The following is a 21,534-nucleotide window of genomic DNA, read 5'->3' as shown; positions in this document are numbered from 1 at the left end:
TACAACCCAGCTGGTAAAGTAACAAAAGAACAACTGGCTACTTTCTTGGTTCGCGTTCTTGGTAAAGATGCTGACGCTAAAGCAAAAACAGGTAACGATTCAACAGTTACAGACTGGGCACAAGGTTATGTTGCTCTTGCTCTTGAATTGAAACTTCTTCCAGCTGGCGACGGCGGTAAATTCAACGGTCAAGCAAACGCGACTCGCGATCTTCTTTTGACTGGTGCATACGAAGCGAAACAACAATATGTTTCCCCTGGTAAAGTATCCGTGACAGAAGCAAAAGCTACTGGCGCTCAAAAAGTGACTGTAACTTTCAACAAACCAGTTGATACAGACAAAGCAAAAATTGCCTTGAAAAAAGGTACTTCTGATGTAGTAACTACAACGAAGTTTGCTGATGACAAAAAATCCGCAGTTCTTACACTGACTGATGTTAAAATCAGCAATGGTGAATACACAGTAAACGTAACTGGCCTAGATGCAGCTAACACTGATAAAACAACTGCTTCTTTCACAGGTCAAGACGAAGTTCTTACAAAAATTGACTTCGTAAATGCTGGCGACACAATTGCTTATGCAGATAAAACGATCGTTAAGGTTAAAGCTTCCAACCAATACGGTGAAAATGCAACTACAAACGCTGGTTCATACAACGTTTACACATCTGCTGCATCATTCACAAAAATCACAAAAGACAATGATGGTACTTTGTTGATTACTTTGAATACAGCAAATCCTAACACTACTCAAGGTGTATCTGTAATTCCAGTAACGATTGTTAACAACGATAGCCACATTACTGCTACTAAGAACTTCAAGCTTGGTACGCAACCAATCCTGACTAAACTTGAGCTTGGTGCAGCTCGTTACTCCGTAGGTACGACGTTGAACGGTAAAGGTGAAAACGTTAAATTTGATCTTGTCCTGTTTGATCAATACGGCGGCACAATCTCCTATGATTCTTTGATCAATGCAAAAGTCTACAGCAAAGAGAACACTAATACTTCTAAATTATTTGGAGATACAACTCTAATTTGGAATGATTACATTTCAACTACTGATGTTAAAACAGAGTTTGAGGATAACGGAAACGATATCCCGCAAGTTAAGATCTCTTTATTGCAAGATATTGACAAAGCTGCTGAATACAACTTTACAGTGTTCAATCAAGCTGCTACAGCAACTGGTAAGATCTCCGTTAAATCCGCTAAAGTTGCCAATAAAGTTGTAATCGGCGACCTTAACGATGTAATTGCTGCTGGCGACCTAAATGTATATGTTCCAATTATTGCTTATGATGCTGCTGGAAATGAGCTTAGCATTGATGATTTGACTAGCGAACAAAACCGCAAACGTATTAGTATTAACGTTTCTGGCGTTTCCGGTCAATCTATCGCTACAATCCAAGATTCCGGTGAGCACAGAGGAACTATCAAATTGGATAAAATTAGCCCGAATTCTAAGGGCGCTGTTTCCGTCACTGCAATCATTGCAACAGCTAACGCAAGCAGCACTTCAACAAAAACTTACACAGTTCAAGACGCTCGTGTACCTGACCACTTCAATGTAGTAACTGATCCTGCGAAAGCAGCACTTCCAAGCGCTACAGTAGCAGTTGAGCTTGCTGTTATCGACCAATATGGTAAAAAACTTGACGATGCTCACTTCACAGACAGCCAAGGCAACAATGTTGAATCTGGGGGTAACGTATATCGAGTAACTGTAAGTTCATCAACTTACGATCAAGATGGCAAAGTATTTACAGATCCTACTAATGCTAAACTTGGATTGAAATTAAATGATTTCATCAATTCACCTGCAGTTTTTGGTAAAGGTGAAAGTTATGGTGACTTCAAGAAATTCAACGCCGAGTTCACATTGTTCACTAGTTCTACTGCTGATGCTGGTTCCAGAATTCAGTTCGTAGCTACAATTACTAAGAACGGTACTGAGATCTCCAAGATTACAAGATCAGTAACTGTTGCTCAAATTACAGATGATCTGACTTACTCCGTGAACGCTGTTCCTACTTTGTTCAACCTGAGCGATAGCGGTTCTGTTGTAGGAACAACTTACGGCAATGGCCAAACCATCACTGCTGATGATCTTAAAGATGTAACTAAGAGCCAAGTATTCGCACGCGAAGTTAAAGTTTCAGCTAAAAATGCTGCTGGCGATATTGTTAAAGTTCCATCTGGTACGATTACTGCTATTACTACGTCCAACAATGCTGCTGCTAAAGTAGCTCTTGTTAATGGTAAAGCTTATGTTCTTGGTAACAAAGTAGGTACTGCAACATTGAACGTATCCTACAAAACGATTAAAAACGAAATCAAAACAGCAACAGTAGCTGTAACTACTAAGAACGATGCATTGGCAGTTGATAAAGTTGCTGCTGACAGCACGATGACAATTGGTACAGCTGGAGGAAATGCATTCATCAATCCTGCTCTAAAAGTTACAGATAACTATGGTAAAGAGTATGAGAAAGATGCAGCTCAAAAAGCTAACGGCGTACTGGGTGTAACATTCGCAGCTAGCAACTACTCTACCGGCATTAAAAATGTTACAATTAATCCTTATGGTGATATCGCTGTAACTGGTTCTGGTACATTTGATCTGACAATTACTTCACCAAACGGTAAATCCGATGTTGTTGCAGTAACTGTTACTGCTACTCCATAAGATTAGCTAACGCGTAATAAAAAAGAAGGCCAATTGGCCTTCTTTTTATTTTTGCATAAATGTAGAATGCACATATTTATTTGTATTTGCTATATTTTTTTGACTGTTTTCAATACTGTTGAACAAACTAATTTGTAAGCTAGCGTTAATTTGCGAATCGTTTTTGCGAGTCAGCCAGATTTTAAACATTTCTTTGGTTTGTCCAACGTTTTCAAGCACTTTGGACTGGCTAGCGAGGATTTCGTTAATGCCGGTGTTCGCATTTTGCTTGTAGACGGAAGTCGCGAATTCCAATGATTTGTTATATTCGTCTGTAAGCTCCAAATAATCTCTATCGAGAATATCCTTGACGTTAGGCACTTGATCAAAATCCATGTATTGCTGTAGTTTATTTGCGTACATATAGATTTGCATGTCTGTATCACTTAGCCATTTATAAGCATTTACTATAGATTCGTTTTGATTTTCGTTTTTAGGTTGGTCATTCTTTAAAGAAACATTCACACTATACGTTGAATCATCCCAAGCAACATCAGCGCCTAACTGCTTCAACATATAAATAGGCACCATCGTTCTTCCCTTGTAATTGATAGCGGGAACGTCATCCACTTTAAGTTCATTTCCATTGTCTTTTACACTTACAATTGGATTGCCCTCGAAGTCTCCCCGGCTTGATGAAGCGTTGACGCTGCTAGTAATAAAGAATAAAATCATAGTTACCGTTAGTAATTTTTTCAAAAAATCACTCCGTTCTGTTGAATTATTTTTAATAGATAATTCAACAGAAGAAGTAAGATTTCCTTTAATTTTACAGATTATTATGACAGGAGAGTTTACTGCTAATGAATAGGAAGCAAATGATTTTGACAACAGGTTGCGTAATTCTTCTATTATCGTCATTTATTTCAGTTTCTCAAGCTGATGCCCCAACCCCTGGCTCATCCACCGACCCGGTGATTACGAAGAGCTACTTCGACCAGAACACCTTAAGCGAAGCCAAGGTGAAAGAGCTTGTCACAGCGGCGCTAGCTGCCAATGGTGGCAGCCAACCGAGCGCAGGAGGCTCTACGTCAGCGACAATGAAGGTTGTCCAGCTGCAGAACGGACAAACCCTTTACGCGGGAGCTGGCGCTGAGTTTATCGTGCGAAGCGGCAAAGTACTCGCCGTGAGCAACGATGAGAACGGTATCCCGGATGTAACGGGAGGCAAGGATTTGGCAGCGGGAACAGAAATCGCGCTGAATCATCTTTTGATTTTCCCGACCGAGGGCCGCGGGATTAAGCCAACGCCCAAGAATACGGCGGATATATTTGTCATGGTGCGCGGGGGTTATTTGATTTTGAATGCCGATGGTAGCAAGGTTACACAGTAACATCACTTTCCTCCATAATTTTACCCATTATGACAACTTCTTATGCGGTTTGGGTGCTGGATTCTAGCCATACTATAGATGCAACCCAATAAGGGTTCACGGCCTTATGAAGTATTGGACAACACAAACTCTAAGGAGGCGTTTAAGTATGGCTAGAGGCAATAAAGTGGTTCCTGAATCGAAGAAGGCACTTGATGTTCTAAAGTATGAAATCGCTGCAGAGTTAGGGCTGCCTGTAGGCAAGCAAATGTCGTTAAATGCCGATACGGAGTTTGCGACAGAACTAGGGGCGATTCCTTCAAGTTCGATCAAGGAAGATTACTGGGGACACATCTCTTCAAGGGATGCTGGAGCCGTAGGTGGAACGATTACGAAAAGGCTGATTCAACGTGCAGAAGAAGTGCTGTTTTCGCTGTAGCTACGGGCTTTATTCATAATATCTTCATGTTTTATACATTGACACTAGACGACAAATAAAGTAAGATAACTAATTGAAGGTCAATATTTAATTTAGCCTTTTCCAATCGGGAAAGGTTCATTTTTTTGTTGTCTTTATTCATTATTGCAGTGAAAATTATTTGTTTTTACCAGTGCGGAATTGAACGTTCTTGTTAGCGCTTGAGCGCAAAAGAGGGATTCCGTTTGGCGTGAAAAGCTGCGCGAAAGCCGGGCCCACATTTTTTCATATAGAGGCATCGAGTAGAAGCTTTTCAAACATACTAAATGATATTAGGAGGATGAATGATATGGCGCAAGTACGTGGACGTCGTTTATTTACATCCGAATCCGTAACAGAAGGTCATCCGGATAAAATTTGTGACCAAATTTCTGACTCGGTATTGGATGCATTTCTTGCCAATGATCCGAATGCTCGTGTAGCATGTGAGGTATCTGTAGCAACTGGTTTGGTTTTGGTAATCGGTGAGATTACATCAAGCTCTGAATATGTAGATATTCAAGCAATTGCTAGACAAACAATTAAAGAAATTGGGTACACACGTGCGAAATACGGTTTTGACTCCCAAACATGTGCGGTTCTCGTTTCATTGAATGAACAATCCCCTGACATTGCACAAGGTGTTAACAGAGCACTTGAAGCAAGAGAAGGTTCTATGTCCGATGAGGAAATCGAAGCAATTGGCGCTGGTGACCAAGGTCTGATGTTCGGATTTGCGGTTAACGAAACTCCTGAGCTTATGCCGCTTCCGATCTCCATTTCTCACCAACTGGCTCGTCGTTTGACAGAAGTTCGCAAAGACGGTACTTTGCCATACCTGCGTCCTGATGGAAAAACACAAGTAACTGTTGAGTATGTAGATGATAAACCAGTTCGTGTTGATGCGATTGTTGTATCTACACAGCATAGTGAAGATGTAACTTTGGAGCAAATCCAAAAAGACATCAAAGAGCACGTGATCAACCCAATTGTTCCAGCTCACTTGTTGGATGAGAACACAAACTACTTCATTAACCCAACGGGCCGTTTTGTTATTGGTGGACCACAAGGGGATGCTGGTTTGACTGGTCGTAAAATCATCGTTGATACGTATGGCGGATATGCTCGTCATGGCGGCGGCGCTTTCTCTGGTAAGGATCCAACAAAAGTTGACCGTTCCGGTGCATACGCAGCGCGTTATGTTGCTAAAAATATCGTAGCAGCTGGACTTGCTGAGAAATGTGAAGTTCAATTGGCTTACGCAATTGGCGTAGCGCGTCCGGTGTCCATTGCTGTTGATACTTTCGGAACAAGCACAGTTAGCGAAGAGAAGCTCGTTGAGCTTATCCACAAAAACTTTGACCTTCGCCCTGCGGGCATCATCAAAGAGCTTGACTTGCGTCGTCCAATCTATCGTCAAACAGCTGCATACGGTCACTTTGGCCGTAATGACCTGGATGTTCCTTGGGAACGTACTGACAAAGCTGAGACTTTGAAAGCACAAGCTTTGGTTTAAAATAGTTTAGCCGTCCTTCAGGGGCGGCTTTATTTATTTTTAAAAAGATATAACACAAAAGAGAACGTATGTTTGATTTTTGATTTAATTTATGGTAAAATATATAAGTACTCAATGAAAAAACAAAGGCTTATTGCTATACAAAATGTGATATACTTGGCTAACAGTAAACTTATTAGGGACAAGTGGTGGACGGGAGTGATGATATGGATAATGATTTGAAAGAGACGCTTTCTGCTTTACTTAAGGCTGAATTGTCACCCGTGATAATGAGACTTGATGGGATCGACTCCCGATTAGGTGGAATAGACTCTCGACTAGATAGTATGGATTCTAGATTAGACGGAGTAGACTCTCGACTAGATAGTATGGATTCTAGATTAGATGGAATAGACTCTCGATTAGATAGTATGGATTCTAGATTAAATGGAATAGATTCCAGATTAGATAGTGTGGATTCTAGATTAGACGGAATAGACACTCGCCTCGGTAAATTGGAAGTAGAACAGTCTCAAATCAAACAAGCCGTACTCGAAACCAATGAAACGGTGAAGAGGATGGAAGTTATTCAAGAACAGCAGCACGCGATTATCCAACTGTTATCCGTACGTTCCATTGAACAAGAAGCCAAAATAAAACACATCCTTTAATATATAGCCATGCATCTCAAGCAGAGAGCAGATCCAAGTAGGGTCATGCGCTCTTTTTTGCGTTTCGGTCTTTTATGACGTATAAATACAACTTCCTTCCTATCGTAACTTTTTCCATAGTTTTAGAGTCTATATAGATATCGCTATAAAGATAGATACTAGACTTAGACTGAAAGAGGAGAGTGGAAAAGCAACATGACGGTTCAGAAGCAAGTAGGAATGGGTGCGCTGGCTTGCGCATTGGTGTGGCAATTGGTTGCGGGAACGACGGTTTACGCGGCAGGTCCGACGTTGACACTTAGTTCACAGGAAACAATTACATCAGGTGCAATAATGAAGAATTATGTATGGACAACAACGAGAAGCAATAAGGATGTTTCGGTGAACGCCAACGTCGTAGAAGTTGATTTGACGAATCCGAACGTGAAGATAGACGCAATGGCAGGTACGAAGAATCAATTTACGAAAAATCAAAGTGTATTAGGCATGGTGAAGGATACCGGTGCGGTGGCTGGTGTGAATGGAGACTTTTTTAATACGCAAGCAGAAGGTGTTCCGGAAGGCGCACAAATAACGAATGGCCAGGTCATGGCAACGCCGGCGAAAATATCTGGATTGTATTCATTCGCGATTACGAAAAATAATCAACCGATTATTGATATATTAGATTTTCAGGGTAATGTAACAGCGAAGGATGGAACGTCGTTCGAGCTTGGTGGTGTGAACAAGACATATTATTGGGATGATAATGACGTCCCGTTGATTGCGGACGGGCTGTTTCTCTATACAAGTGCTTGGGCTATGACACAGAGAGCTGTAGATGGAACGCATGTTCCAACAGAGGCGCTTATCCAGAACGACATCGTTAAGGAGATTGCAGTAGATACGAATGTTAAAATGATTGCTCCAGCAGATGGCTATATCCTCAGAGGTTCTGGCTTAGCCCGGGAGTTTATCGTTAATCATCTCAAAGTTGGAGATAAGATCACCACCAAATATGATATGGTTCCGCACGATGCTTCTAAGACCTATGATTGGAAAAATTTTAAAATGTTAATCGGTGGCAGCACGTTGTTAGTGGACGATGCCAAGCCAAGTTATTTTACCCGTAATATTGGGGATTTCAGTGGGTATAGTCCTCGATCTCGAACAGCAATAGGCTATTCTAAGGACATGAAGACGGCTTATATCATTACTTCTGACCGAAGCGCAGGCAGTGCTGGCATGACGCTTCCTGAGCTTCAGCAGTTCATGATAGGGGCTGGTGTTTGGAAAGGGATGGTTCTGGACGGTGGCGGCTCGACACAGATGGTCTCAAGATCACTAGGTGATTTCGATCCGAAGCTTGTCAACAAAACGGAGAACGGCAATCAGCGTTCCGTAGTAAATGGAGTTGGTGTATATTCGACTGCACCTAAGGGCGATTTGAAGGGACTTATTCTAAAAGGTCAAAATATTTTATTCATGAATGAACCTAGCACTTATCAATTTAAAGCTTATGATGACTATTATAACCCGATTTCCGTAGAAGGTATTGTTCCACAGTGGAGCACTTCCACGACGAATGGTGCTTTTAAAGATAATGTATTCACACCTGCAGCACCTGGTAAAACACAAATTACAGCAAAGTCTGGTAAAGGATCAGCCTCCATGGACGTAGAGGTTGTAGGTAGGGATCAAATTACTGCGATGACTTTCAGTGCAGGAGCTTTTTCAGTGACAGAGGGTGGAGATTTCAAACTCCCTATTAGCGTGACTACACGAAGTGGAGTTACTCGGGATTTGCCCGCGGCGTCTGCGACATGGGAACTAAGTGGTATTAAAGGCTCACTCAAAGACGGGATACTTCATGTAGATAGTGCGTCAGGGTCTCAAGCAGCTCAAGTTATTGCTAGATATGATGGGTATAGTACGATGGTAACTTTACCTGTTGGCCGAGAAAAAATTTGGTATGATGTAGACAAATTCGCGGTAATGACAACTGGCGACAAATACCCGGCAGAGGTAGTCTCTTCCGTTAATATTGCACAAGATAACGGGAATAAGAATATCGAGATTGCTTACGATTTTACAAAAGGCACAGGAACAAAAGCGGCATACGCCAGGTTTAATGGAACGAGTGGTGCTCCGATTGAAGGGGAACCAGAATTTATTTCAGCAAGAGTATTTGGTGATGGAAGCTTCAATTGGGTACGAGCAGAAGTGGTTGATGCCAATGGTGTTACGAATTTAGTGAGTTTCACTGAAAATATGAACTGGACAGGCTGGCGCAAGATTACGGCCGATGTGTCTGATTTGAAATTCCCGCTTAAAATCAAGAGTGTTTACGTGGCTAACCCTGCCAATGGACAGGACGAAAGAGCTGCGAAAGGGAAAATTAATATCGATGATATTTCATTTATTTACAAAGGCCAGCTGGCATCATTGCCGAAAAACACGGTAAAGCTAACAGTAAATAAGAAACAAGTTACGCTGAATGATAAGCCTATGACTTTAGAACAAGCACCTACCATTGTGAATGACAATACTTTGATTCCGCTCCGTTTCGTTACTGAAGCCCTTAGCGGAAGTGTAAAGTGGGATGAGAAGGAGCGTAAGGTTACAGTCATCCGCGGTGATAAATTGATAGATCTATGGATTGATAATGCAGACCTATTAGTAAATGGGCAACGTGTGACTGCAGAAGTAGCGCCGAAAATTATGAATAACGTGACGATGGTGCCTTTGCGGCTTGTTTCCGAGAAATTAGGCTTCAAAGTAGGCTGGGATCCTAAAAATTATGGGATAACCCTTGAATAAATAGTGCTAGAAGTACACTTCAAATTGTCAGAACTATGATACAATATGGGGTAGACTAATTTCTAATATTGTTTGTTAAAAGGAGCTCGTTTCATTTGCAGCCAGACGCTATAGATCGTGTCATAAAAAACGCAATTAACGTCATGGAGAGCAGCAAGTATCAAATGTTTGAAATCGCTGAAGCCTCTCGCTTCGAAAAGGAATCACTTATTCGGGAACTCGAGGAAATTAAATATGAGACGAGTGTAACGATTGAGCTGGTTGATAAGTTGGAGAAGGATTACAAGCGTTCTCGCATTCGACTCACGGAAGTCAGTCGTGACTTTAATAAATATCGTGAGGAAGATATTAAGATTGCTTATGAAGCGGCTATTGCATTTCAATTACAGCTCACAATCGCAAGGGAAAAAGAAAATAATCTGAAGACCAGGCGAAATGATCTACAGATGCGAACGAAGAATGTGGACAAGCAGGTAGAACGGGCTGAGACGATCGTTTCGCAGATGAATGTCGTCCTGGAATATTTGTCAGGTGATCTCAATCAGGTGACTCGCATATTAGAATCGGCGAAGAATAGGCAGTTGCTTGGTTTGAAAATCATCTTGGCGCAAGAGGAAGAGCGGAAGCGTATCGCACGTGAAATACACGATGGGATGGCTCAAACCTTAGCAAATGTCGTGCTTCGCACAGAAATTGCACAGCGCATGCTTGTTAAAGATGATATTCCTGCTGTTAAGGAAGAATTGGTAGATTTGAAGGGTCAAGTCAGAGGAGGACTTGAAGAAGTTCGGAAGATCATCTTCAACCTCCGTCCAATGGCGCTTGATGACCTAGGTATCGTTCCTACATTGCGTAAGTATGTACAGGATTTCGAAGAGAAATATCGCATTCGCACACAATTTAATCTCGTAGGCAAACAGACTCGCATTCCATCTGGGCTTGAAATTGCTATCTTCCGACTAGTGCAAGAAGCTCTATCTAATGTAATCAAACATGCGAAAGCTACTTTCTTATCTGTTGAGCTCACACTGGAACCAGATCAAGTGCAAATCTACGTAGTAGATAACGGAATCGGATTCGACGTGCCACAGACAGAACAGAGAATAGCCAAAGGGAATAACTTCGGTTTGCTAGGCATGCGCGAGCGTGTTGAGCTTTTGGAAGGCACGATGGTCCTTGAGTCTGAGAAAGATTCAGGAACCAAAATTACGATGCTGATCCCTATTGGCAGCGGTGCAGAGAACAAGGAGGAAAATCAGAATGGACAACACGGCGAGTCATAAACGCAATGTACGCCTCGTCATTGCGGACGACCATCAATTGTTTCGCGAAGGTGTTAAACGAATTATTAATATGGAAGATGATATGGAAGTCATTGGAGAGTGCGGTGACGGGATCCAGGTTATCGAGCTATGCAACCAAATTACTCCTGATATTGTGCTTATGGATATTAACATGCCACTTGAAAACGGGGTAGTTGCAACAGAGCGGTTGAAACTTATCTTCCCTGATATCAAAGTAATTATTCTATCCATTCATGATGATGAGAGTTACGTATTCGAAACCCTTCGCAAAGGGGCTTCAGGCTATTTGCTCAAAGACATGGAGGCGGAGTCCCTTATTAACGCGATTCGCTCTGTTGTTGCCGGTCATGCTTATATCCATCCCAAAGTCACAGGCAAGCTGATTAATCAGCTTAGACGAATGACTTATCTCGATGATGTTGGTGTTGTAGGATCCGGTCAGGGTGTCAAAGATTCAGGGTTAAAATACATACATAATGCAAACAGTCCACTGACCAAACGGGAAGCGGAAGTTCTTCGTCTTATGGCAGAAGGTAAAAGCAATAAACTAATTGGTGAGTTCCTCTTTATCAGCGAGAAAACAGTTAAAAACCACGTCAGCAGCATCCTTCAGAAAATGGAAGTCGATGACAGGACACAAGCTGTTATTATTGCGATCAAAAATGGTTGGGTAACCTTGTAAAATCCCCTTGTTGGAACCCCTATTCCTTATGCGGCATACATTGCAAATAAGGGAGGGATCCGCTATGTGGGTTGGGTTGCTTTGGATCTTAGGTTGCTACGGAATCAGCATCGCTGTGCTCCATCTATTGTTCGGAAACCGGAAGGGCAAGAACAAGAAACAAACTAAAATTCTACTCGTTACCAAAAATAATCAAAACCAGATTGAATGGTATATTCGCTCTTTGTTTTTCTTCACTCGTCTAAAAGGCAACGAAGTGACGGCTACAATTTTTGATGAGGGGTCGTCCGACGATACAAGAAAAATTATTGAGCGACTATCCCATACCCATTTACTGGACCTGCATAGTGGAGCAGATAGTGGCACTGTAGACAACTACTTGCTGCAACATGAAAGTGAAGCTCTAATTGTAGTTCATCTAAGTAATCGGGAGGATCTTGTTAAGATTCCCTTTGGTTTACAGTAGGATGTTACAAGTACTTACATGACTAAGAGAGTAAGGTGAGCAATGAAAGTTCAACTTTACGCTGTATGCTTAGGACAAAAATGGGAATGGCGAATAACCATTCACACCCAGACAGACATTCAATATTGGTTCGAGCAATACGCAGCCGACGCCGGCCTCGTAGTGTTCGAACCTTTTATTTCTTTTGGGCAAGGTGTGCGGTTGCTGCAGAAGCTAAATAGTGATGCCTTTCTCACTGCAAGGAAATCTGGTGAGGGAATTGAAGAGATGGGTGAGACTGCGTTAGAACGGTTTCGCCGAATTGCAAGAGAACACGTAAATCTCAATCAAGAAGCCTTTAAGAAAGAAGTCATTCATCATGGTACTTGGAAGCAAAGCATGTATCCAAGAGTAGTTTTAGACACAGGAGTATACACAGGTATCGTTGATGCATGCAGCGGCAGATCGCTCCTCATTGAGGAAGTCCATCAACTGCTGGAGGAGATAGGTCTGGATTGCGGGACAGGGGAAGTTTGGCGAGCCTATTTGCAATTGGCACATCTTAATGGCGATCTTGAGTTGAGCAGTTGTTTGGAAGTCATTGAACATCGAGAATGGCGACAAGGATTTAAGAATAAGACGAGCTATCGCTGCAAGCGGTGTGGGAGTAGTGAAGATCGAATGTTTTGGTCAGCTTGCGTGCATTGCGGGCAGGAATGTCCTTATTGCGAGGAGTGTCTGACGATGGGACGGGCTAGGTTCTGCTCTTTGTTAGTCAGTGGGCGATCTGCGTTAGTTGCGCCATTCGGTGGTGGGGAAGACGATCTCCGCGCCTATATCGAGCCATGGGGGCTTAGTGAGCCTCAGGCAAGAGCCTCTCTGGAGGGGCTTCGTTATATCAGCAGTGGAGATGCGAGAGCACATAGAAAAGTGAATTGGCTGTCTAATACTAGCCTAAAGGTATTTGGAAGTGTGAGGAGAGCTGAGGTGTCGGTTCGAGGAAGGACAACTGCAAGCGAAGTCGTTAAACCCTTGGCTCTGAGGAAGTTTTTGATCTGGGCTGTAACCGGCGCCGGGAAGACGGAGATGATCTTTCCTTTTGTGCACCATACCGTGGCTAGAGGTGGACGAGTACTTATCGCAACACCCCGTAAAGACGTGGTGTTGGAGCTGCAGCCACGCATCGAGCGGGCTTTCGCAGGCTATAGCGTTGTGACGCTGTATGGTGGGAGTGAGCAGCGTTGGGAGCAAGGACAGATCACGATCGCCACGACGCATCAGCTAATGCGTTTTCATAGGGCTTTTGATCTGGTTATTATTGATGAGATTGATGCGTTTCCGTATCACAACAATCCTATGCTTTCTTACGCGGCTACTAAAGTGTGCAAGCCTAGCGGTGTCAACATTTTGCTTTCGGCTACGCCGCCCAAAGCAATTCGAAAGGCGGCTGAGCGCGGATTATTGCCGCATGTTCGAGTGCCGGTGCGTTTTCATAAGCACCCAGTGCCAGTTCCTCATCTAATTTCAGTTCCTTATCTGAGGAAATCACTTCAGGCACAAACGCTGCCGAGTTCGTTGTTTGGGAAGATAGCTGTCTCGATAGAGCGGGATGCGCAGGTTTTTGTTTTTGTGCCTAATATTCAATTTGTGGAGCCGACGGTTGAGCTTTTGAGGAAGATGATAAACTCAAGATCAAGCGGTTCAATGATAGGTGTGGAGGGGACGTCATCCAAGGATTCGGCTCGAACAGACAAGGTCCAACGTTTCCGAAACAGAGAGATTCGCTTATTAGTAACAACAACGATATTAGAGCGAGGTGTGACGGTACCTAAGTCGGATGTATTCATTTTGGATGCCGATTCGAAGTTATTTGACGAGGCTGCGCTCGTTCAAATGGCAGGGCGCGCGGGGAGATCGAAAGATGATCCAGCGGGGAAGGTGTATTTTGCAGCAAAAGAAATTACATATTCACAAAAGGAGGCGATTCGACAAATTCAACAAATGAACCGCATGGCATATAAACAGGGATACTTACTAAGGGGGAAGTGAATGACGAATTCAGGAATAGGGCATTGGCTCAAAAAAGCATGGACTACGTTAGCTTCAATACTAAGCCCTGTAAAGGCGGAATGCCTTCTTTGTAAGAAGGTTAGTGAACTTCGGTTAGAACAACTGGGGTTATGCATTTCATGTTATCAAAAGGTTCCGTGGATTCAAGAAGTGCGTTGTCCCACATGTGGGCGCTCAGAGAGATGTTGGGATTGTCAACGGAGACAACAAACCTTTTTTAAAAGAAGCCGTAGCGCTGTAAGATATGATGATGCGATGAAGGAGCTTCTTGCCCGATATAAATATCGTGGAGATGAAAGGCTGAAAACAGTCATAGGCAGGATGCTTGTTCATGCTTATCACTTATCGCAGCTAGAGCAACCAAATTCCGGCTCCGATCCAGCGCAGAAGATAATTACTTTTGTACCTGTGAGTGAACGTAGAATGTTAGAACGAGGTTTCAATCAAGCTGATCAAATGGCAATAGAACTAGGAAAAAGAGTAGGACTGCCTGTTATCCCACTTCTTAACCGTTCCAAGCACACAGACAAGCAAAGCTTTAAAAAGAGGAATGAAAGATTGGACGATTTAGAGCATGTATTTGAAATCGACCTATCGCGGCTTGACATAAGATGCTCAACGGCATCCTTGCATATTTACCTTGTGGATGACGTGTATACGACAGGAAGTACGATGAATCAATGTGCTAAGGTGCTCAAAACGAGTTTATCAGCTGAAGTAGTTGGACTAACATGGGCCAGATGAAGGAAGGAGTTCTATTGTTGTCAAAATATTAATATGCAAACGCTGTCGAATTGCGGTAAACTGGAATTATTAATTGGGAATTGGGAATAATAGAAGGGGGCGATACAAATGGGAATGAATGTCGCTAATTGTCCGCGCTGTGGCAAAATATTTGTTAAAGGGTTCGCTGAGGTATGTCCGAACTGTTTGAAGGATTTGGAGCAGCAGTATGATAAATGCTTGAAACACCTTCGTGAAAATAAAGGCACGAACATTAATGATTTGAGCGATGCAACAGGTGTTTCGATTAAACAAATCACGAAATTCATTCGTGATGGTCGAATTTCCATCATGCATGCACCGAATATGTTTTATTCCTGTGAAGTTTGTGGGACTCAGATTCGCGAGAATACGATTTGTGAACCTTGCCGCATGAAACTTGTGAAGGATGTAAGGAATAATTCCGAGGATGAGCGGCGGAGAATGGAGCAAGAGAAGAAGGATACTCAAATGAGTTTTAAAATCAAGGAACGTCTACAGGACAGGCATGAATAAAAGAAGTTCAACCATATAAAGTTTCTTATACAAACTGCCGATAATAGTAATAACGATTATCGGCTTTTTATTTTTAAGCGAATGAGGTGTCACCGAATGAAAGTTAATGAACCAAAGCGGGTTGGACCAGTTAATCCCTATAGGCAAGCAAGTGATCATAAGGCGTTGAACGGAACTAATAAAAAAGAAAAACAAAGAGACCAAGTCCAAATATCCAGTGAAGCTAAAGAATTGCTTTTGGAAACCAGTCAAGCCGTGCAGTCCAAAGAACGGGTAGCCAAGGTCAATCAACTGAAGCAATCTGTTGAATCGGGTACTTATCATGTAGATGCGGGGAAGATTGCGGAAAAGTTGCTCCCTTATTTTAAATAAATCACATGACAAGAGAATAGGTGAATGAACGTGAGCATAGCCCAGTTGCTTGAAGTCTTAGAAAATTTAATTTCCATTCATCAAACAATGTTAGAATTAGCGGCGCAAAAAACACCCGTATTAGTTAATAATCAAGTAGTTGAGCTTAATACTATTATTCATAAAGAAAATAAGCTTATTAAGCAAATTGAAGAACTTGAGCGAATGAGAGTTCAGTTAACTGGGGAATATTTGATCTCTCGTGGGTATAACCCCGACCCCAAGGTGAGAGTCAGCGACCTGATTAAAATTATATTCAAGGCAGAAGAAAAGAAAGCCTTAAGTGAAGTTCAAGCAAGGTTATTAGACGTTATGACAGAGATGAAGAAACAAAATGAAGTGAATCAAAAGCTAATTGAGCAATCATTAGCATTTATAGATTTTTCATTGGATTTATTCGTGAAAACCCCAGAGCAAGACGCATTCTATCAACATCCTAACCAGTCGGGATATAACTCCGTACGAAACGGAATATTTGATACTAAAGCCTAAAGGAGTGTTTTAATATGACCTCTACTTTTCATGGGATAGAAACAGCCAAGAGAAGTTTGTTTACCCAGACTGCCGCTTTAAATACCACAGGACATAATATAGCTAACGCAAATACAGCTGGGTATTCGAGACAAATTGTTAATATGGCGGCATCGCAGCCTATAGAATTTCCTGGGTTGAATCGGTCCAATACGCCCGGGCAACTGGGAACTGGGGTAGAGTTTACTTCAATTACCCGGATTCGCGAGTCATTCCTGGATGATCAATTTCGAAATGAGAACAAATCGTTAGGCAACTCCAAAATCCAATCCGACACCTTAAATAAACTTGAGACTATTATTAACGAGCCTTCCGACTCTGGACTTCGAACAGTGCTCGATAAGTTCTGGGCTTCTTGGTCTGATTTAAGCAAGGACCCAGAGAACACAACTGGACGCAAAATTGTTAGAGAAAATGCTATGGCCTTAACGGATGCAATGAATCAAATAAGCAAGCAACTGAGTGATTTAAGCTCGGATTTAACTGCCAACATTGGAGTGAAAGTGAGCGAAATTAATTCCAAGACCAGTACAATTTCTAGCTTAAACAACGAAATCACTCGCATTGAAGGTTTAGGTGATGATGCCAATGATTTAAGAGACCAACGTGATCTCTTGACAGATGAACTTTCGAAAATTGTTAATATTACGGTCACGAATACCCCTCAAGGTTATTCTATTTCTATGGGGAATACGAACTTGGTTACTGGTGATTCATTTACACCAACTACAGCAGATGAATTGCAAACTGCTTACGGCAGTGGCGATGGAACAGGGAATTTGAAGAGCGGTGAAGTATTCGGAATGATTGCTTCTCGAGATAAATATGTCGCTGACTACCAGAAGCAACTTAATACGATCGCTAGCAGTATTGCGACCGGTGATATCACGATAACAATTCCTAAGGGTTCCGTACTACCTGAAGGTACTGTATTAAACGGAGTGACTTATTCCGGAGCTACGAGAACGCTAACATCAGATCTCACTGCGACTGTGGCAGGCTTGAATGGTCTTCACAAGCTTGGTTATACATTTGGGACTCCAGCCGCTACGGGGACTGATTTTTTTACATCGACTAGCGGCAGTATAACCGCGGGCACAATTACTTTGAATCCGACAATTGCCGCGGATGCGAGTAAGATTGTAACCTCGTTGCGAACCGAGGGCTCAGGTGCCACCGAGAAAGCCGTCAAGGGTAACAACACCTTAGCCTTGCTTATAGCCCAACAAAAAGATAATAAGTTCCAATATACAACGAACAGCAACGGAATCACTGAAGGTACGATTGATGATTATTTACGCTCTGTAGTGGGTCAATTGGGTGTTCAAGCTCAGGAAGCGACTCGTCTGAATACGAATCAGCAAGCAATAGTTGATCAGGTTGATTCTCGTAGGCAGTCAGTAAGCGGAGTTTCATTGGATGAAGAGATGTCGAATATGATCAAATATCAACATGCTTATGGTGCAGCAGCTAGATTTATGACAACTTTTGATCAAATATTGGAGAAACTTATTAATAATACCGGAGTAGTAGGACGTTAAATCATCATTAGGGAGGTAGCTTAGCATGACTGTTCGTGTAACGCAAAGCATGATGCATAGTCAGCTGCTCAGGAATGTGAACAATAACATGGGCAGAATGGAAACTAATCAGAATATATTGGCGACAGGTAAGAAAATTAATAAACCATCTGACGATCCTGTTGGCATTACCTATGCATTAAGGTATCGCAGTGAGCTATCCATTAATGAGCAATACCAAAAAAATGTTGACATGGCTTCATCACAGGTTGAGCATACCGATACTATATTAGGCCAAGTTGGAGATATTGTTCAACGAGCTAATGAACTTGTAACGCGAGGGCTGAATGGAACGAACCCACAGAGTGCTTTAGACGCGATAGCGAAAGAGATTGGCCAGATATATGAACAAGCGGTTACGTTAGGAAATGATCAATTAAATGGAAAATACATTTTCAATGGGCAAAAGACAGACATCCAACCTTACACCTCTGCAGGAGCTGCGACTGAAACTACAGATTCAGGGAAGCTTATCTCACAATTTGCTGCTGGAGTGACTATACCTTTAAATGTGACAGGTAGTGAAGTATTCGGACAAACAACCGACTCGGACAACCTATTTTCGGTGTTAAAAGGCCTGCAGACTGCTTTTACAGCTGGAGACCAAGCCACCGCCAAATCACTCTATGATCAATTTGGAACAAGAATTACTAAGATTCTTGAAGTGAGATCAGAAGTAGGCGCTAGAGCCAATCGTCTTGATTTGATCAACAATCGCATTAAAGATTTGGATCTGAACTTAAATAGTCTGGATGCTACAACGGAAGATGCAGATATGGCCGAAACGATTACAAAGTTGAAGTCGGATGAAAGTGTATACCAAGCATCGCTGTCTGTAGGAGCCAAAATTATTCAGCCGAGTTTGTTGGATTACATCAGATAATTGCTGACGTGGATTGCCTGTGATTTGTTGCCATAATGGAGCGTCAAGTTTATGAATAATGAATGCAGCGAGTATGAGACTATTACAAATAAACTATCAATGCTGTAGCGAATGCTATAGCATTGTCGTGTTTTGAGGAGGTACCAAGGAATGATAACCATGTTACATGATGTTACTATTCAGCTTCAGGGAAGTATTCTGGGATTCGAAGCTCATAATGAATATCGTATTGATGTGATTGAAGAAAACGATCAATTCGCAAATTTACAAAGTATTGAAGATCCTAATATCTCTTTCCTGGTTACGTCGCCTTTTTCGTTTCATGAGCAATATGTATTCGAGCTTGAGGAGAGTATCAAATCTACGCTTCAGGTGGAGAGTCAAGAAGAGGTGGCTGTTCTAGCCATTGTAACGATCCATGAGAAATTTATGGAATCAACGATGAATCTGCTTGCCCCGATCGTGATTAATACCAAGAGTTTGATAGGTAGACAGATTGTACTTCCACCGGACAGTGGCTACAAAACAAGCGAGCCTCTTTTTGCTCCTATTTCCAAAGAAAGCGGTGAATAGGTCATGCTAATTCTTTCTCGTAAAAAAGGGCAATCCATATTGATAGGCAATAATATAGAAATCTTCGTTTCCGCCATTGACGGCGATCAGGTCAAAATAGGAATTAGGGCGCCACAGGATATCAATATACTGAGAAAAGAAGTTTATGAAACCATACAATTAAGCAACATTGAAGCCTCGAAAGGCAAGATAGACCTTGCTCTATTAAAAAACATGACGAGATCTAAAAAAAATAGCGAAAAATAGTGAAAATGCTATTAACAAATCAAAATGCGCATCCGATATATATATATGTAAGGCGAAAAGCCTACCCACATGGAAGTGGAAATTATACATTCAGGGAGGAATTATATCATGATTATCAATCACAATCTTAACGCAATGAACGCTCACCGCAACTTGCAAGGTAACAACATCCAACAAGGTAAATCCAGTGAGAAATTGTCTTCCGGTTTCAAAATCAACCGTGCTGCTGACGATGCTGCGGGTCTGTCGATCTCCGAAAAAATGCGTACGCAAATCAGATCGCTTAACCAAGCTCAATCTAACGCACAAGACGGCGTATCCTTGGTACAAACTGCAGAGGGCGCAATGAACGAAGTATCCGACATGTTGTCCCGTATGAAAGAGTTGGCAACAAAAGCGTCAACCGGAACTTACAACACTTCTGACCTTGCTGCAATTGACTCCGAGTTCAAATCGCTTACCTCAGCTATTGATAACATTGCTACGAAAACGAACTTCAACGGTATCAACGTGCTGAACACCAATACTGCAGTAACGATCCAAATCGGCGACAAAGGCGGAGATATTGTTACGGTTTCTCTGCAAAACATCACAGTGGTTTCGCTTCAAATCAGTGGTAAAGATCTTACAAGCATGACAAATGCAAGTACAGCACTTGGTGCCATTGACAAAGACATCTTGACAGTGAACTCCGCGCGTTCTTCTTTTGGTGCCGTTCAAAACCAATTGGAGCACACATTCAACAACCTCGGAACTACAACCGAGAACTTGCAAGCTGCTGAGTCCCGTATCCGCGATACAGACATGGCAAAAGAAATGATGAATTACACCAAGTTGAATATCCTTCAACAAGCGTCCACTTCTATGTTGGCGCAAGCAAACCAAGGATCTCAAGGTGTTCTTAAATTGCTTTCATAAGTTTAGTTTTTCGTTTCAAAGAAGCCCATTACATCGTAATGGGCTTCTTACTTACTAAGGGGGGCATATGAAAATCAGTGTATGTATGATCGTTAAGGATGAAGAGAAACAATTACCCAGATCTTTAGCAAGTATACCGATTGAGTATGAGACGATTGTTCTAGATACGGGTTCTAAAGATAGAAGTGTAGAAGTAGCCAAACAATTTGGTACACGAATTTTTAGCTATACATGGAATAACCATTTTGCAGAGGCGAGAAATTATTGTGCTTCTTATGCAACTGGAGAGTATATTCTTTTCATCGATGCTGACGAAGAATTACCACAAGATTGTTTCGTGAGGTTGCAACAATTCGTTCAACAATTCCCGAACTCGACAGGTTCGGTTACTATAAATAATGTATTGCAGGACGGTATTAAGCATCATCGTATGATTCGCTTCTACCCGAACCGACCGGAGTATAAATTCCATGGAGTCGTGCATGAACAAGTCTATTGTGGAACGCAGCCGGCTTTGTTTGAAGACACAGGACTTCAGATTTCTCACTATGGTTATAGCGAAGAGATATATAAGGAGAAGGATAAAGCTAATCGCTATCTTCCCATGTACCTATCCCATTTGGAACAGTATCCAAATGACGGATATATGCGATATCAGCTAGGCAAGCTGTACTATAGTACAGGTAAATATATCGAGGCTGAACAGCAGCTTCGTCTTGGTTTGAATATAAATGAAGTATCGGCTTTGTACTTTCCCGTCATGGTTGTCATGCTAGGTTACACGCTCAAAGAACAAGGGAAGTTCAAGGAAGCTGTCATGTTACTGAAGCAATATGCCCCTGTTTACCCGCAGTTTCCGGATATGCCGTTTTTACTTGGGCTTTTAGCGATGGATACAGGAGAAATTGGTGTAATTGAAACTCATTTCAAGATGGCAATTGAAATCGGTGAAACCGCTAAATACAGCTCTGTCGCTGGAGTTGGCTCTTACAAGGCGGCATATAACTTGGGTGTATATTATGAAGTGATCGGTGAATTAAACAAGGGCTTGGATTATTATCGCTATTCGTCCGATCTTGGCTATGAGGAAGCTGCGTCTAGATTATTAATTTTACGAAATACCTCTTCATAATAACCGAATAAAATACGAT

Annotated in this window: 21 protein-coding genes; 20 read left to right on the top strand and 1 reads right to left on the bottom strand. The window is 42.0% G+C overall.

What is annotated here, in order from left to right; genetic code table 11:
- Positions 1 to 2,688: hypothetical protein (locus BC351_RS42380; protein ID WP_079415173.1), on the top strand; the 2,688-nt coding region annotated here is incomplete at its 5' end.
- Positions 2,689 to 2,733: 45 nt separating this feature from the next.
- Here the strand turns inward: BC351_RS42380 and BC351_RS22640 are convergent.
- Positions 2,734 to 3,426, bottom strand: coding sequence for a stalk domain-containing protein (locus tag BC351_RS22640; RefSeq protein WP_158082195.1), 693 nt, complete (start codon positions 3,424 to 3,426; stop codon positions 2,734 to 2,736).
- A gap of 104 nt (positions 3,427 to 3,530) precedes the next feature.
- On the opposite strand from BC351_RS22640, the gene BC351_RS22635 reads away from it, so the two are divergent.
- The 19 genes from BC351_RS22635 (at position 3,531) to BC351_RS22545 (ending at position 21,515) form a co-directional block, all read left to right on the top strand.
- Positions 3,531 to 4,061: a hypothetical protein gene (locus tag BC351_RS22635; protein WP_079415169.1), complete on the top strand. Its 531-nt coding sequence runs from the start codon at positions 3,531 to 3,533 to the stop codon at positions 4,059 to 4,061.
- A 148-nt stretch (positions 4,062 to 4,209) separates the two neighbouring features.
- Positions 4,210 to 4,479, top strand: coding sequence for an alpha/beta-type small acid-soluble spore protein (locus BC351_RS22630; RefSeq protein ID WP_079415167.1), 270 nt, complete (start codon positions 4,210 to 4,212; stop codon positions 4,477 to 4,479).
- Positions 4,480 to 4,807: 328 nt separating this feature from the next.
- A complete protein-coding gene (gene metK / locus BC351_RS22625; RefSeq protein ID WP_079415165.1) occupies positions 4,808 to 6,013 on the top strand; it encodes a methionine adenosyltransferase in 1,206 nt (401 codons plus the stop codon).
- A gap of 206 nt (positions 6,014 to 6,219) precedes the next feature.
- Positions 6,220 to 6,663: a coiled-coil domain-containing protein gene (locus BC351_RS22620; RefSeq protein ID WP_079415164.1), complete on the top strand. Its 444-nt coding sequence runs from the start codon at positions 6,220 to 6,222 to the stop codon at positions 6,661 to 6,663.
- 195 nt (positions 6,664 to 6,858) lie between these two features.
- Complete coding sequence (locus tag BC351_RS22615; protein ID WP_079415162.1) at positions 6,859 to 9,462, top strand: stalk domain-containing protein; 2,604 nt, start codon at positions 6,859 to 6,861, stop codon at positions 9,460 to 9,462.
- Between the two features lie 95 nt (positions 9,463 to 9,557).
- A complete protein-coding gene (locus tag BC351_RS22610) occupies positions 9,558 to 10,745 on the top strand; it encodes a sensor histidine kinase (protein WP_079415160.1) in 1,188 nt (395 codons plus the stop codon).
- The gene (locus tag BC351_RS22605; protein WP_079415158.1) at positions 10,723 to 11,448 is read left to right on the top strand and encodes a response regulator; all 726 of its coding nucleotides are present in this window, start codon (positions 10,723 to 10,725) and stop codon (positions 11,446 to 11,448) included. The genes BC351_RS22610 and BC351_RS22605 overlap by 23 nt, the downstream gene beginning before the upstream one ends.
- 64 nt (positions 11,449 to 11,512) lie before the next feature.
- A complete protein-coding gene (locus tag BC351_RS22600) occupies positions 11,513 to 11,914 on the top strand; it encodes a hypothetical protein (protein ID WP_079415156.1) in 402 nt (133 codons plus the stop codon).
- Positions 11,915 to 11,956: 42 nt separating this feature from the next.
- The gene (locus BC351_RS22595; RefSeq protein ID WP_079415154.1) at positions 11,957 to 13,942 is read left to right on the top strand and encodes an ATP-dependent helicase ComFA; all 1,986 of its coding nucleotides are present in this window, start codon (positions 11,957 to 11,959) and stop codon (positions 13,940 to 13,942) included.
- Positions 13,943 to 14,707, top strand: coding sequence for a ComF family protein (locus tag BC351_RS22590; protein WP_079415152.1), 765 nt, complete (start codon positions 13,943 to 13,945; stop codon positions 14,705 to 14,707).
- Between the two features lie 108 nt (positions 14,708 to 14,815).
- Positions 14,816 to 15,241, top strand: coding sequence for a flagellar protein (locus BC351_RS22585; protein WP_079415150.1), 426 nt, complete (start codon positions 14,816 to 14,818; stop codon positions 15,239 to 15,241).
- 96 nt (positions 15,242 to 15,337) lie between these two features.
- Entirely contained in the window at positions 15,338 to 15,613 is a 276-nt protein-coding gene (flgM, locus tag BC351_RS22580; RefSeq protein ID WP_079415148.1) for a flagellar biosynthesis anti-sigma factor FlgM, read from the top strand.
- A 24-nt stretch (positions 15,614 to 15,637) separates the two neighbouring features.
- Positions 15,638 to 16,144, top strand: coding sequence for a flagellar protein FlgN (locus BC351_RS22575; RefSeq protein ID WP_079415146.1), 507 nt, complete (start codon positions 15,638 to 15,640; stop codon positions 16,142 to 16,144).
- A gap of 14 nt (positions 16,145 to 16,158) precedes the next feature.
- Positions 16,159 to 17,724, top strand: a complete 1,566-nt coding sequence (gene flgK / locus BC351_RS22570; protein ID WP_079415144.1) for a flagellar hook-associated protein FlgK — start codon at positions 16,159 to 16,161, stop codon at positions 17,722 to 17,724.
- Positions 17,725 to 17,749: 25 nt separating this feature from the next.
- Positions 17,750 to 18,646, top strand: a complete 897-nt coding sequence (gene flgL, locus BC351_RS22565; protein WP_079415142.1) for a flagellar hook-associated protein FlgL — start codon at positions 17,750 to 17,752, stop codon at positions 18,644 to 18,646.
- A 150-nt stretch (positions 18,647 to 18,796) separates the two neighbouring features.
- Positions 18,797 to 19,219: a flagellar assembly protein FliW gene (gene fliW / locus BC351_RS22560; RefSeq protein ID WP_079415140.1), complete on the top strand. Its 423-nt coding sequence runs from the start codon at positions 18,797 to 18,799 to the stop codon at positions 19,217 to 19,219.
- A 3-nt stretch (positions 19,220 to 19,222) separates the two neighbouring features.
- Positions 19,223 to 19,465 (top strand): carbon storage regulator CsrA, encoded by a 243-nt coding sequence (gene csrA, locus BC351_RS22555; protein ID WP_079415138.1) that lies wholly within the window; start codon positions 19,223 to 19,225, stop codon positions 19,463 to 19,465.
- 108 nt (positions 19,466 to 19,573) lie between these two features.
- Positions 19,574 to 20,383, top strand: a complete 810-nt coding sequence (locus BC351_RS22550) for a flagellin N-terminal helical domain-containing protein (protein ID WP_079415136.1) — start codon at positions 19,574 to 19,576, stop codon at positions 20,381 to 20,383.
- Between the two features lie 67 nt (positions 20,384 to 20,450).
- Entirely contained in the window at positions 20,451 to 21,515 is a 1,065-nt protein-coding gene (locus tag BC351_RS22545; protein WP_079415134.1) for a glycosyltransferase family 2 protein, read from the top strand.
- The last annotated feature ends 19 nt before the right edge of the window (positions 21,516 to 21,534 follow it).

This window comes from Paenibacillus ferrarius (genome assembly GCF_002027705.1).
In the GTDB taxonomy this organism is placed as follows: Bacteria; Bacillota; Bacilli; order Paenibacillales; family NBRC-103111; genus Paenibacillus_E; species Paenibacillus_E ferrarius.
Note: the sequence above shows the minus strand (reverse complement) of the source record. Positions and strands in the feature narration are given on the sequence as shown.

Coding starts and splice junctions, on each gene's coding strand:
- BC351_RS22635 (WP_079415169.1), top strand. CDS start 3,531: ATGAATAGGAAGCAAATGATTTTGACAACAGGTTGCGTAATTCTTCTA.
- BC351_RS22630 (WP_079415167.1), top strand. CDS start 4,210: ATGGCTAGAGGCAATAAAGTGGTTCCTGAATCGAAGAAGGCACTTGAT.
- metK (WP_079415165.1), top strand. CDS start 4,808: ATGGCGCAAGTACGTGGACGTCGTTTATTTACATCCGAATCCGTAACA.
- BC351_RS22620 (WP_079415164.1), top strand. CDS start 6,220: ATGGATAATGATTTGAAAGAGACGCTTTCTGCTTTACTTAAGGCTGAA.
- BC351_RS22615 (WP_079415162.1), top strand. CDS start 6,859: ATGACGGTTCAGAAGCAAGTAGGAATGGGTGCGCTGGCTTGCGCATTG.
- BC351_RS22605 (WP_079415158.1), top strand. CDS start 10,723: ATGGACAACACGGCGAGTCATAAACGCAATGTACGCCTCGTCATTGCG.
- BC351_RS22600 (WP_079415156.1), top strand. CDS start 11,513: ATGTGGGTTGGGTTGCTTTGGATCTTAGGTTGCTACGGAATCAGCATC.
- BC351_RS22595 (WP_079415154.1), top strand. CDS start 11,957: ATGAAAGTTCAACTTTACGCTGTATGCTTAGGACAAAAATGGGAATGG.
- BC351_RS22590 (WP_079415152.1), top strand. CDS start 13,943: ATGACGAATTCAGGAATAGGGCATTGGCTCAAAAAAGCATGGACTACG.
- BC351_RS22585 (WP_079415150.1), top strand. CDS start 14,816: ATGGGAATGAATGTCGCTAATTGTCCGCGCTGTGGCAAAATATTTGTT.
- flgM (WP_079415148.1), top strand. CDS start 15,338: ATGAAAGTTAATGAACCAAAGCGGGTTGGACCAGTTAATCCCTATAGG.
- BC351_RS22575 (WP_079415146.1), top strand. CDS start 15,638: ATGAACGTGAGCATAGCCCAGTTGCTTGAAGTCTTAGAAAATTTAATT.
- flgK (WP_079415144.1), top strand. CDS start 16,159: ATGACCTCTACTTTTCATGGGATAGAAACAGCCAAGAGAAGTTTGTTT.
- flgL (WP_079415142.1), top strand. CDS start 17,750: ATGACTGTTCGTGTAACGCAAAGCATGATGCATAGTCAGCTGCTCAGG.
- fliW (WP_079415140.1), top strand. CDS start 18,797: ATGATAACCATGTTACATGATGTTACTATTCAGCTTCAGGGAAGTATT.
- csrA (WP_079415138.1), top strand. CDS start 19,223: ATGCTAATTCTTTCTCGTAAAAAAGGGCAATCCATATTGATAGGCAAT.
- BC351_RS22550 (WP_079415136.1), top strand. CDS start 19,574: ATGATTATCAATCACAATCTTAACGCAATGAACGCTCACCGCAACTTG.
- BC351_RS22545 (WP_079415134.1), top strand. CDS start 20,451: ATGAAAATCAGTGTATGTATGATCGTTAAGGATGAAGAGAAACAATTA.